Origin of the sequence: Paenibacillus planticolens (assembly GCF_013141725.1) — a bacterium.
Lineage (GTDB): Bacteria > Bacillota > Bacilli > Paenibacillales > NBRC-103111 > Paenibacillus_E > Paenibacillus_E planticolens.
Window position 1 is genome coordinate 207975 of the sequence record NZ_WHNZ01000015.1, and the last position, 13718, is coordinate 221692.

The following is a 13718-nucleotide window of genomic DNA, read 5'->3' on the forward strand; positions in this document are numbered from 1 at the left end:
GATAGAGAACTGTATTCACGTTATTTATGAGGCGATGAGTGGAGCTATGATTACTTTTTTAGACAACAGCAATAGTTTGTTGAGCTTTGACTGTGCAAGTTCTCTTAATGGTTTTTTCTTAACTCCTGGTCGCTAGCGTCGATTAGATCAGATGGATGGGGATAATGGTCCAATAAGTATTCCATAATACAGCATCAGGTATCTCTCTTAATGTCGAAGTTTACAAGCGTTGTCAGAAAAAGAAAGTCGAACACATTTGAATGTGTTCGACTTTTTGCATATTGGTCAAGAGGACTACCTAACATGGCTAGCCTTCTGGGATATAATATAGTGTCACTGTATTGATCTAACGAATTGCAATAGGTTTGCCGACTCATCTATATAGTTCAAAAAAAGGAAAATGACGGAAAGTGTCGAAATAATAATGAAAATATAGTAAAAGCTAATGATATGCATGGCTCTATTTGTCATTATTCAAATAATATAGTCTATCTCAAGGAGAGTGTGATGTATGATAGAGCTTACCTTGCCTGCTTTAGAACAAGTTATTTTCAAAGAGAGTAACAATAAGAATATTATTAAACAAATTCTTATTTCACAAAAAAAAGAGCAATTAAATATATTGTCTATCGGCATAGATATGGTTATTCTTGAAGGCTCAAAAGTGCAGTATTATGTCACAAATAAGTCGACAGCCATACCAGTTGAACATGAGTATGTAATTCTTTCAAACAAGGTACCTTCTGAGACAAATTTAGAAGATGGTTCGCTGAGATTGGAGAAATGGTTAAAGCATCCACGAGATAAAGACGTTTTTGAGACGGATGAAATTATCGAATCATGGAATGATCAATTTAATTACAAAATAGAAGATATAAATAAAAATGTTGTTGGTCTAAGAAGGCCGCAGTTAGGTGCTTTACACATGATTATGGGACATTTTCAACTACCCTTAGATATAGCTACAGTTGTGATGCCTACAGGAACGGGAAAAACAGAAACTATGCTTTCGACATTAATCGCAAATAAGTGCAATAAATTGCTTATTACCGTTCCAAGTGATTCATTGCGCGAACAAATATCAGATAAATTCTCAACTTTGGGTCTATTGAAACAATTTGGGGTAGTTGGAGAAGTTGCGTTATTCCCAATTGTTGGAGTTATTAAAGAGCAATTCCAATCCATTGAAAATCTAAATCATTTTTTTGAAAATTGCAATGTAATCGTATCTACTATGACTTTATTAGCTGATAGTCCTAAACATTATCAAGAAGAAATTTCTAAACTTGTTTCCCATGTTTTTATTGATGAAGCCCACCATGTTAAGGCACAATCTTGGGAAAAATTTAGATTGAGTTTTAGCAATGAAAAGGTAGTTTTGTTCACTGCTACTCCATTTAGAAATGACGGAAAAAGGCTAGATGGAAAGATCATTTTTAATTTTCCTTTAGTGAAAGCTCAGGAAGACGGGTATTTTAAGGAAATTGAATTTATCCCTATAAGAGACTATGATCCTTCGAGAGCTGACTTGACTATTGCAGAAACAGCAGTTCAAAGATTAGAGGAAGATCATGAAAGGGGACTTCCGCATATATTGATGGCTAGATGTGCAACAAAGGAAAAAGCCAAGTCTGTTTTTGAGATATACAAAAAATATGCAAAGTACAATCCAACCCTTATCTACTCTAACATTCCAAACAAAAAAAATATTTATCAATCCATTATTGAAAAGAAACACAAAATTATTGTATGTGTAGACATGCTGGGTGAAGGATTTGATCTGCCTGAACTTAAAATAGCAGCTTTTCATGATATAAGGAAAAGTCTACCAGTGACACTTCAATTTACTGGCCGTTTTACAAGAACTAAATATGATGAGAAGCTTGGAAAGGCTTCATTTATTGCAAATATTGCTGACTTGGATGTCACAGAGGAACTCGAAGAACTATACGCAAGGGACGCTGATTGGAATAGAATATTGTCTGATATAAGTCATTTGAAGATAGATAATGAGATTAAATATAGGGAGTTAATGAATGGATTCACAAAATTAAATAACTCAAAGATACCGTTCCAAAACATACGACCTAAACTAAGCACAGTAGTTTATAAGAGCTACAAGAGCACATGGAATCCTAACAACTTCTTCAAGGGAATCCCAGCGTACAATCAATTAGAATACAAATTTTTTGATATTAATAAAAATGAAAATATTGCGATTTTTGTATATGCAAAAAGCCAATACCTTGATTGGGTAAACCATAAAGATATCTATAACATAAATTGGGACACTATAGTGATGTATTGGGATGATAAAAATAAGCTGTTGTTTATTAATAGTTCTGATAACGGAAGCTTATATAAGGAATTGGCAAACTCAGTAATCGGAAAAGAATCCCAACTAATTAATCATATGAATGTATTTAAAGCATTACATGGGATCAACCGAATTAGACTTCAAAATGTAGGGTTGAAACTTTTTTTAGGTAGAGATATTAGATTTAGAATGAGTGTTGGAAATGATGTGGGTGAAGCACTTACTGCAGCAGAAAAACAAAATGGACAGAAAGTGTTTGTTGTCGGTGCTGGATACGAAGATGGATCCAAGACAAATATCGGCTGTTCATATAAAGGGAGAATATGGACAAAAAAGGAAGGAGACTTGCTAGAATTTAAAGAATGGTGCTCTAATATTGGTGAAAAATTAGTAAATAATGAACTTGATCCAAATATTATCTTAAGTGAAACGTTGGTTCCTGAAAAAATCATAGAGAGGCCTGTTATATATCCCATCTGGATTGAATTGGATGCGGATATGTTACAGCATAATGAAATAAAATATGCATTTATAGTTAACGGTACTGAGTATAATCTATCAAGTTGCGAGATTAATTTACACGAACCATCTTTAAACGGTGACTTGTTATTTTCTTTGAATACAGAGGATGGGAATATAATTTTTAAACTTCATTTGTTCGAAGATACTATTAAGGATACAGAAATAAAATATGCTGATTATTCCATTCTTCAAGTTAGCAAGGAGAATGTACAAGTAGTATACGGTTCACAAAGACGAAGTGCCACTGAATTTTTTGAAGAGTATCTCCCGACAATTTGGTTTGCAGATGGATCTTCACTTACAGGAAATGATTATATAAAATTGAAAAAAAGAATAGGTTTATTTTCGTCTGAAAATATTGTTGATATTGACTGGTCTAGAATAGATTTAAGCAGAGAATCCCAAGGAGTAACACCCAAAATAACAAATTCTATACAGTATCACATGATTAATCAATTGAAAAATGAAGATTATGATGTCATTTATGACGATGATTATAGTGGAGAGATTGCAGACATCATAACGATCAAAGTTCGTGAGGACGTAATTTACGTAGAAATGTACCACCTTAAATTTGCGAATGAAGGGAAAACAAGCAAAAGCATAGGTAATTTTTATGAGGTATGTGGGCAAGCTCAAAAATCGGGGCATTGGAAACACAAAGACGCAAAAGATTTTATTTCTCATTTGCTTAGGCGAGAACCTAAAAAGAGAAAAGGAGTTCAATGTTCAAGACTTGAAAAGGGAACAATGGATGAACTTGAGAAAATATTTAGTTTCGCTAAGAAAAAAATGCCAATGGAATTTAAGATTTATATAGTTCAACCAAGTTTATCTAAAACTAATCCATCAGATGACATTCTACAATTATTAGGGGTTACTGAGAATTTTCTTAAAGAAACATCAGGGATTCAGTTGAGAGTTATCTCAAGTCCATGAGTACTAAGAGTCTACTGATAATAAATTTTTTAGAGGATAATACTCTTGGATATTTAAACTAATTAGGTAGGGAAAAATTGGAATTAATAGTGTTATAATCAAAGGAATCGTATTTTAACTACAAATAATACTTATAGAAAAGGTATGGTGGTAAAATGAAGAAAGCAAAAGTGATAACAGTTATTAACTATAAAGGAGGGGTTGGAAAAACTGTTAGTACTTATAATTTAGGTGCCGGAATTAGTTTTCTTGCAAATAAGAGTGTGCTATTGGTAGATTTAGATCCGCAATGCTCTTTAACAAATATTTGTCTTAAAGCACACTCAAATTATGAATTGGCAAAGGGAAAAAGTTCCATGGCTATGGAAGATCTTAAACTAGAACAAACAATAAACTATGTAATCAAGAAATATCTTGAGCAATCTATTACTGGGGACTCTCCAAAGTTTGATTTAGATATGCTAGTATTAAAAGACTTCTATAAAGGGCGAGAATTAACTTTACCAGGATTGGGAGCTATTTGTGCAACAATGTTTGATGATTCAGACAGTGAGTATAACAAGGGGTTAGATGATTTAGAAATTGATATTGCATCATATCAGTTTGGCGATAAAACTCGGTTACAACAATTGTCAATTTTCCCTAAATTCTTCACAGATACTGGATTAGATGATAAATATGATTTTATTGTTTTTGATTGCCCACCAGCTAACAATTTAATCACACAAAATGCTTTAATGGTTTCTGATTACTACTTGATTCCAACTATAATGGATGATATGAGTTCAACTGGTATTATCCATTTTAATAGTTTAATTCAAAATACTATTTTTAATGGATTCAAAAAACAGTATGGAGCATTTATTGAAAACACAAATGTGCCATATTTTGAATATTTTAAAAAGGAAACGGCGAAGCTATTAGGGGTATTCGAAACTTTAAGAAAAACACAATCAGATACTTCCGATTATCGTAGGCTATTAAAAAATATAGAAGAATTACAAGGTAAGCTTTTTGATGAAACTATTTTCCATCATAAGGGAACTGCTGAAGCTACCGGGAGAGGGATATCTGTATTTAGCACAGATTTAGAGAAGGGAGAATATTCTCCACATCTTTCATACGGGCACTTGATTATTAGCATGCTTGATAGGATGGAAATAGCTTATGATAAGAATCTTGCGAATAAACGCGTAACAAGCTGGCTATGAGGAGTGAAAATGTGAAAATAATTGAAGTTGTAAGTTTACTCGAAAATTATATCTCCGTACTTGAATTAACACAAGCACCTAAGAAGAATATCGAAGCTGTAAGAAAAATAGTTCGTTTTTTTGAGAAATCAGAATTTGATAATTTAAATGCTTTATCAAATAAACTGGATCAGATTTCGAGTATTAAAAAGAAAAATAATCCAAAACTCAAAAATGTAAGCTTTCAAGACATTCAAGAATATATACTGGATTATAAAAGAAGTGAGCCAATCTCTAATGACGTTAGTGTTAAAATTAGAGACTTCATTAATGAATATCCAAGACTAAATGAGCTTGTTAAGATTTCATCAGATAAACTCAGCGAGTATTTGTACTCACAAAATGTTGAAAGTTGGACTGTTGAAGAGTTAAAATATATTTTATATTATTATTTCCAAATTGATGCTAGAGGTAAAATTACAAGACAAGCATTATTGGAGAAAATAACTAATTATTCTCTTCAAACAAATCACTATAAAAGTATTGAAAAGAATTTCAATAAAGAGCTTTCAAAATAAAGTTTCTGTAATTATTATTGCTTATGGTGATCAGGCTCATAAATATTTGGTAGGGTTTCTGGTAGGGAACGAGACATTCGGCTTTTCGCGGCGCATCAAAAATGAAATGCCTTCGTTTTCATGAAGTCGCTCCAACCCTTGCCACACAAGGCTTTACGCTTTGATTTTCCTTATCGCTCAAACCCTAAAAAATCACACAAATCTCGGAACCTACGCCCCGTTGGCTGGGTTCCTTTTTTCTATAGCACAAATAACCCTTGTAGGGAAAGGTTTACGGGGCATTTGGTTGTTGTTTTACATTTCTAAAACTGTCCTGTAACATATTGGATGCAAGATTTGAGTAGGCAACAAGAGTGATTGCACTGAGGAACGGCGTAGTCGTTCCTGCACGACTAAGAATGTACTCCCAGTCCAAACAGGAGTGATACACAAGTATGCCGTAAATCATGAAAACAAATCGGTCATAAGCCTGTTTTTCAAAAATCCTTATCCATATATCGCAGAAATTTCACTTCGCGTAGAGTCTACCTTGCCCCTCATCCGCTCTTCAATTCCCTTGATCAAAATTTTCGAAAACGTTTTCGAAAAAACCGTTGCAAACGCATTCAACGATATGCTATACTAACTTTCGAAAACGTTTTCGGATTAGGGGGAAGGCTAGTCAATGACCAATATAAAGAAAATAGCTAAACTGGCTGGCGTCTCTGTTTCAACCGTATCAAAGGCACTAAACGGTTACGAGGATATTAAAGAAGAAACAAAGAAGAAGATTTTAGAAATAGCGAAAGAGATGGATTACGTTCCGAACTTCATGGCACGGGGGTTAATTACCAAATCAACGAAAACCGTTGGGGTCTTTTTTGGCGATCAAACCAATTCTGGATTCGATAGTCCCTTTTTGGTCGATTATTTTAGTTCCATTAAGAATGTACTCGGCGAGGCGGGTTATGATCTGCTGATCTTCTCTAACCAGAAGCGGGATACGTCGAGCTACAAATCCATGTGCCATGAAAAAGGTGTGGATGGCGTCATTCTCATTCTGACTGGGAATAAGAGGACGGATGAGAAGATTCACGAGCTGCACGAGGCGTTCCCGACGGTGTATATTGACAGTTTGCCGCAGGCCAGCATGAAAGTGAATTTTGTGGAATCGGATAATGAAGCTGGAGCCTGGGATGCTACTGAGCATTTGATCAAGCTGGGGCACCGCAGCATTTTGAAGATAGCCGGAGATACGATTGCCAAGGGTTCTTTTGACCGCATTGAAGGGTTTAAGAAGGCATGTCAGCATTATGGACTATCCGCCCAGGATAATTGGATTCAATATGGCAAATATTCGCGAGAGGAAGCTGCCCGGCTGACGAAGGAAATCTTTTCACAGGAAACAGAGTTTACTGCCGTATTTGCCTCCAGTGATCTTATGGCTTTCGGGGTAATCGATGCTTTAAAGGAGCTCGGTAAAAGGGTACCTGAGGATGTTTCTGTTGTAGGTTTTGATGATATCGATTCTGCACAGTATTTTCATCCGCCTCTAACTACGGTTCATCAGAAACGACTGCAAATGGGGGAGACAGCCTCTAAAATTCTAATTGAGATTATGCAAGATAATGATGGAACTATCCGACATATGAAGATTCCTACCAAGCTTATTGTTCGCGGTAGTAGTGCTATATCAAAGCAGTAAATTTTTTTCGTAATTTACGAAAACGTTTTCGTAAATGTTTTTGAAGGATTCTACCACTCGCCTTCAATTCATACGGCAACAACGATTTTATTATAAATAGGGAGGCATTTTCATGAAAAAAAGTAAATTAGTTATGGGTACCTTGATAACGACGGTAGGGCTTTCAGCGGTTCTTAGCGGTTGTGGAAGCAGTTCGGCGCCAAAGACTACAGAGCAAGCGCAAGCAACGACTCCCGCTGCAACGGAATCAACGAATAAGAAGGTTTCTTTCCAATGGATGGCGCATACAGCGTATTCGGCCAAATCTTCCGATCCTAAACGGGTGGAATACATTAACGCATCTTTAGAAAGCTATAAAAAAGAACATCCCAATGTGGAAATCGATTCTCGTGATTATGACGGCAAAGTTTCCAATCTGATGATTTTGGCCTCGGGAGATCGGGCTCCGGATGCTGCGATGATCGATGCTTATATGCTTCCGAAATTTTATAAATATTTACAACCGCTGGACAGCTACTTTGAAAAAGCAGGTTTGAAAATCGATGATTTCTTCCCGTTTGCACAGAATGTTATGAAAGGACCGGATGGAAAAATTTACGGCATTCAGTTCACAACGGATACCAGGGTCTTGTACTACCGCAAGGATCTCGTTCCCACTCCGCCGAAAACTTGGGATGAAGTGATTCAAGTAGGTACCAAGCTGAAAGCAGCTGGTTATGATGCCTTATTAATGCCGGCTGGACGCGCTGAAGCGGCTTCCGTTTCCGTTGTGCTTCCGATGTTCCTGTCGCAAGGCGGAGAATTGGTTGATAAAGAAGGCAAGGCTGCATTCGGCGAGGGTGCCAACCGGGAGAAGATGTTGAACGTGTTTAACTTCTTGAAAAAGGTATCTGATACGGGAGTTACTCCGAAAAGATCTGCGAATATCAAAAATGAAGCGGATCAAAACGGGGATATTGCTACGGACAAAGTAGCTATGTTTATCGGGGGCAACTGGCAGGTTCAACAATTGAAGGATACGCTGGGCGCAGAGCGCTTCGCGAAGTTTGCTGTAGCTTCAGTTCCGACGATGAGCGGCGAAAATGCCGTAGCGATGTCAGGCGGCTGGGCATGGGGGATTTTCACGAAAGATCCAGACAAGCAAAAGGCAGCCTTCGATTTCCTCATGCAAACGTATATGGGCGACAAGGGTATGGCGAATTGGACGACAATCGGCGGTTATTTGCCTCCTCGCAAGTCGATATATGACCATGCTGATTTCAAAGGCAACGAGTTTACCAAAACGTTCCGTGAAATTATGGAGAAAACAGGCAAGGCGCGTCCGGCTTCGGATGATTACGCTACCATTTCAGAGCAGCTACAAATTGCCGCATCGAGTGTGGTATCTGGCAGCTTAACGCCTGAAGACGCACTGAATAATGCATGGAAAGTCCTAACTCAAAAGTAAGGGTTGTGAGAAAGTATGGCAAGTACTCACGAATCTTCAAATCTTATGAAGCAGCTTCAAACACCGTCCAAGATGTCATGGCCGAAGGGGCTGGGGAGCAATTCCCCGGTTCCTTGGCTTCTGCCGACAGCCATCGTCCTGCTCCTTGTTTTTGTATACCCGGTCATTGAGGTTATTCGATCTAGTTTTACAAATGCAAATTTGATGGATCCTGATTATACATACACCTTGCTATCTTACAGGAAATTGCTGAATAACCCTGATCTGCTTCATATGATAAGCATTACGCTCATCTTTGTGGCGGGCAGTGTGTTTTTTCAAATGCTGCTCGGCTTTATGATAGCGCTAATGGTCGATTTGGGAAATAAACGAAAGCTCATCGGAACCGTTCTGGTTCGGACAACTGTACTTTCCGCATGGGCGATTCCCGGCGTAATCATAGGCATTATTTGGAGCATGCTGTATAACGAATCAGATGCAGGTATTTTAAATTATATCGTCACCTCCATGGGCTTTTCGAAGATCCCTTTTCTGTCTGACCCCCATACGGCACTTGCTTCCATTACTTTAGCGAACATTTGGCGGGGAACGGCTTTTTGCATGATTATGATTTATGCCGGCTTCCAGACGGTACCTGGGGATGTGCGGGAAGCGGCAAAAATCGATGGTGCGGCTTCGTTCCAAACGTTGATCAAAATCATTATTCCGATTCTGGCGCCAATCCTGTTCATTAACATGATTACGAGTGTGGTAGCTACTTTCAACACCTTTGATATGGTCATGGCTTTAACGGCAGGAGGACCTGGAAAAAGCACAGAGGTCATCGCTTTAAATGTCCATTCTCAAATTTTCCAGCTTTTTGATTTAGGTCAAGGAGCGGCTACGGCGGTTATTTTGCTGCTCATCAATTTGGTGATGACAGGCTTGTATTTTCGGTTTGTTGAAAGGAAGTAGGTGGAGCAGACATGAGTAAATATGCAAAATACAGATTAGAAAATACGGCAATCTATGCGGGCTATTTTATCGTCTTTTGTTTTTTCGCCTTTCCAGTCTTCTGGGTGATTTCGTTATCGTTAAAATCAGTGCCTGAATTATTTTTGACGCCACCGATCTGGTTCTCCAAAGCACCACAATTCCAAAACTACTCATTTGTTATTAAAAATATGGACATTTTCCATTACATGTGGAATTCAGCGAAAATTGTAGTGGTTACCATAGGATTAACCCTGTTGCTGTCGTTTCCCGCGGCCTATGCGCTTTCCCGGTTCCAGTTTAAGATGAAACGCCCGGTTATGCTGATGATTCTCGTCTTTCAAATGATATCGCCGGTCATTATTGCGATTCCGCTCTACCGGTTATTCTCCCAAATTGGACTCATCAACCATTCAGCTGGATTAATCGCTGTTTATGTAGCCGTTGAGATCCCGCTTACGACATGGTTTCTGAAGGGATATTTGGATACGCTCCCTATCGAGTTGGATGAGGCGGCTATTGTGGATGGATGTTCCCGTTGGTCCACTTTGTGGAGAGTTCTGCTGCCCGTAGCTATTCCGGGAGTGGCCTCCGTTACGATTTTAATTGCGGTTGCCAGTTGGTCTCAGTTTATTATTCCGTTTATTTTATTGGACGATAAGGATATGTTCCCTATGTCATTAGGGCTTGTTTCATTGAAAAACAGCTCAGACGCGATTACGACCCACTATTTGGCGGCTGCAAGCTCGATTGGTATTCTACCTGTCATGATCGCTTTCATTGTCCTGCAACGGTTTATTGTAGGAGCTCTAACGAATGGTGCGGTTAAAGGTTAAAAAGATGAAGTCGGAGAAGTGATACCTATGAAACTATACTCGGTACTAAAGAGCAATGAAAACAAAAAGCCGTTGGATATCGGGTGTGGCAGCTTAACGGCAAGCATCAAAGAAAACGGCACAATCAGCACGATGAACGCATTTCATCCGATGAAGGGATATTTAACACTGTCTTCCCTGGACGCATTCCCAAACGATCTTTGGTACGATTCTGAATATGTCAGATCCTATCGAAAACGGATTGCTGGACGGGGAGAGGGAAATGGAACTCAGGGTTTTGGCTTCTTTCATAATAGGGAAATTGAAGACTGGCAAGGCGGCTATACACCGGAAGGCATGCTCGTAATCACTTACAAGCTGGATCAACTGAAAGTAGCCATGACGTTTGAGGCTGTCGACAATGGTGGCAGATTAAGTTTGATACAAAACATTGAAGTGAAGAACGGCAGTTCGATGGACGAAACGTTCCATTTCCAATTAGGAGGCACCTATAATTTGAATCGGTGCAGCTACGGTCAATTGACCGAAGGTGGTCCTATTCCAATGCCGGAGCAAATCAATGATTTGGAACTTCAGGGTCATCGGATGTCTTTGTCGAATCCTTCTTTACCTGCGCAAGTCGTCATGTCGGTTAGAGAAAACGGCCGTCCTCTGGAAATGGGAGCAAATAAACAGAAAGCCAGCGAGCCGATCCAGTATTTTTCGGAGCATCAATGGCAGTTTACTCCTTCGGAAGTCAAGCAACTGCGTATCACCTATACCATGAACACAGCGGGAGATGATGTGGGGGAATGGGATAACGGTCTGATTTCCGAGCGGAAAGGCATATCTGTTGTAGATGAGCCGCTTCATTTTATCGATACTTCCTGGAGTCATTATGTAATTCGCCGTAATTTAGCCTATATATTAAATTGTTGTTCGGTTCCTGTGGGGGGCGAACAGGTATGTGTCATCACGGACCACCAGCTGCTGCCTTTATCATGGAATCGGGATTCGTATTATATGATGAAGCTGTTAATCGATGCCGATGCGCACGAGGGTATATTAACGCAAACAGAGAAAAGTAAAGTAATGGCGACCCTCAAGGGACATTTGCTTTGGATGTTCATGACGGCCGAGCGGCCTTCCGGTTACTGGGGAAGAGCTTACCTGACGAATGGCTATTGCAAGGACGATGTGTACCAATTGGATCAGCAGTGTTATCCGCTGCTTGAGCTGTGTGAGTATTACGAATGGACGAAAGACAGAGAGACTGTCGTCCGCTTGCTGCCCTACCTTGAAGAGACGATTCAAGAAATGATGAAGAGCCGGCATGAGAAGTATTGGCTGTTTCGAACAGGAGAGACCCCGGCGGACGATAAGGTGGATTATCCTTATCATTTCTCCAGTCAAATTCTGATGTGGAGAACGCTGCAGAAACTGGATGATCTGAATAAGGAGATCCCATTTACGACGCTGAAGCTGCATGAGTGGGTGCGGCAAGTTCATACGGATTGCCTGGATCATTTCACGATTGAGTCCAAAGGGAAACGTATGTTTGCTTACTTGGTGGACCTGCAAGGCAACCACACAACGTATCACGATGCGAATGATCTTCCGACGATCTTGGCACCGATCTGGGGATTCTGTGATGCGGATGATGCTCGTTGGATGAACACCATGGAGTTTGCCTTCTCGACAAGGAACATCGGAGGCTACTATGAAGGTGTATATGGCGGATTGGGATCAATTCATACCCCCCATCCATGGCCATTGGGAGATGCTCAGCAGCTTATCTATAGCGGCATCGTTAACGATCAAGATCAATATGCGCTTGTTATCAAGAAGCTGCAGCAATTATGCCAATGGGATGGACTGTTCTCGGAGGCTGTTCATGAGATGAGCGGCGAAGTGGCTTCTCGTCATTGGTTCTCGTGGCCCGGCGCTTTTATTTCCCAAGCGCTGCTTCTGAATAAACAGTCTGGCATACAGGAGTTAGTCGGATGAAAATTGTTGTGGCTCCAGATTCGTTCAAAGGAAGTCTAACGGCCAGCGGAGCGGGTGAAGCGATGCGCCAAGGCATCTTGAAGGCTTCGCTTCACCATGAGATAGTGGTCATTCCGATGGCCGACGGGGGAGAAGGAAGTGTCCGCTGTTTAGTAGATGCAACCGGAGGGCAGCTGTTCGCAACGACGGTCGAAAACTCCACTGGCAAACCTATCGAAGCGACTTATGGCGTGCTGGGGGATGGCGCAACCTGTGTGATTGAATTGGCAGCGGCTTGCGGCTTGTATGTCATTGAAAAATCTGAGCGAAATCCGTTGTTTACGTCTACCTATGGGTTTGGTCAATTGATAACGGCGGGACTTGAGCGGGGGTATCGACGTTTTGTCCTCTGCTTAGGCGGAAGTGGGACGAATGACGGAGGAGCAGGCATGTTGGAAGCCTTAGGGGCCAAACTGTTGGATGCAAATGGTCATTTGATTCAGAGAGGCGCTATCGGTTTATCAGACTTGCATGCCATTGACACGGCGAGTATGGATCCGCGAATTTATGCTTGTGACATTCAGATTGCGTGTGATGTAACAAATCCTTTGGTAGGATCTCTAGGCGCATCATATGTATTTGGACCGCAGAAAGGGGCAGACACAGCCGCTGTTGAGCTATTGGAAGTGCTCATGAAGAAATGGGCGGATCATCTGGAACAGATGAGTTCCATTCCAGTGCGCAGCGCAGCCGGAGCAGGAGCGGGCGGCGGCACGGCGGCAGGTATTCTAGCGCTTTTACAAGGACGGATTCGAGCAGGCTCTTCATTAATAGCAGAGATTTCTGAATTAGAAAGGCACGTGCAAGGCGCTGATTTGGTACTTACAGGTGAAGGCAAGGTTGATAGCCAAACCGCGCATGGTAAAACGCCGAGCGGCGTAGCCTTTATTGCTAAAAAGCACGGTGTCCCAACCATCATTATCGCAGGCACAGTGGGTAGCAATATTGAAAATTTGTACACACAGGGTGTCTGCTCGGTGCTGAGTTTGTTGAATAAGCCAATGTCGTTGGATGAAGCTCTTGAAAATGCGGCTGCCATGTTGGAGAATACGACCGAAGCGGCTGTTCGGTTGTTTGCTGCAGGATCGGCGAATAAAAATCACTAAAATCTTGGAACCTACGCCTCGTTGGCCGGGTTCTTTTTTTGTGAAATTTTATCGCAGCACGAGCAGGCTGTATGATAGTGCCAGTGGTTAGGCATGAGGACT

9 protein-coding genes are annotated in these 13718 nt (G+C 40.4%); all 9 read left to right on the top strand.

Annotated elements, in window-relative coordinates:
- Window positions 1-511 precede the first annotated feature (511 nt).
- The 9 genes from GC097_RS07290 (at window position 512) to GC097_RS07330 (ending at window position 13616) form a co-directional block, all read left to right on the top strand.
- Window positions 512-3778, top strand: coding sequence for a DEAD/DEAH box helicase (locus GC097_RS07290; protein WP_216625680.1), 3267 nt, complete (start codon window positions 512-514; stop codon window positions 3776-3778).
- Between the two features lie 155 nt (window positions 3779-3933).
- Window positions 3934-4989 (top strand): ParA family protein, encoded by a 1056-nt coding sequence (locus tag GC097_RS07295; protein ID WP_171682653.1) that lies wholly within the window; start codon window positions 3934-3936, stop codon window positions 4987-4989.
- 11 nt (window positions 4990-5000) lie between these two features.
- Window positions 5001-5546: a hypothetical protein gene (locus GC097_RS07300; protein ID WP_171682654.1), complete on the top strand. Its 546-nt coding sequence runs from the start codon at window positions 5001-5003 to the stop codon at window positions 5544-5546.
- Between the two features lie 664 nt (window positions 5547-6210).
- Window positions 6211-7230: a LacI family DNA-binding transcriptional regulator gene (locus GC097_RS07305; RefSeq protein WP_171682655.1), complete on the top strand. Its 1020-nt coding sequence runs from the start codon at window positions 6211-6213 to the stop codon at window positions 7228-7230.
- A 112-nt stretch (window positions 7231-7342) separates the two neighbouring features.
- Complete coding sequence (locus GC097_RS07310) at window positions 7343-8677, top strand: extracellular solute-binding protein (protein ID WP_171682656.1); 1335 nt, start codon at window positions 7343-7345, stop codon at window positions 8675-8677.
- 45 nt (window positions 8678-8722) lie between these two features.
- A complete protein-coding gene (locus tag GC097_RS07315; RefSeq protein ID WP_171682657.1) occupies window positions 8723-9631 on the top strand; it encodes a carbohydrate ABC transporter permease in 909 nt (302 codons plus the stop codon).
- 11 nt (window positions 9632-9642) lie between these two features.
- Window positions 9643-10485 carry a carbohydrate ABC transporter permease gene (locus tag GC097_RS07320; RefSeq protein WP_171682658.1) on the top strand — a complete coding sequence of 281 codons (843 nt, stop codon included), beginning with the start codon at window positions 9643-9645 and terminating at the stop codon, window positions 10483-10485.
- 27 nt (window positions 10486-10512) lie between these two features.
- Complete coding sequence (locus GC097_RS07325) at window positions 10513-12471, top strand: glycoside hydrolase family 125 protein (RefSeq protein ID WP_171682659.1); 1959 nt, start codon at window positions 10513-10515, stop codon at window positions 12469-12471.
- Complete coding sequence (locus GC097_RS07330) at window positions 12468-13616, top strand: glycerate kinase (protein ID WP_171682660.1); 1149 nt, start codon at window positions 12468-12470, stop codon at window positions 13614-13616. Before GC097_RS07325 ends, GC097_RS07330 begins: the two co-directional genes overlap by 4 nt.
- Window positions 13617-13718 lie beyond the last annotated feature (102 nt).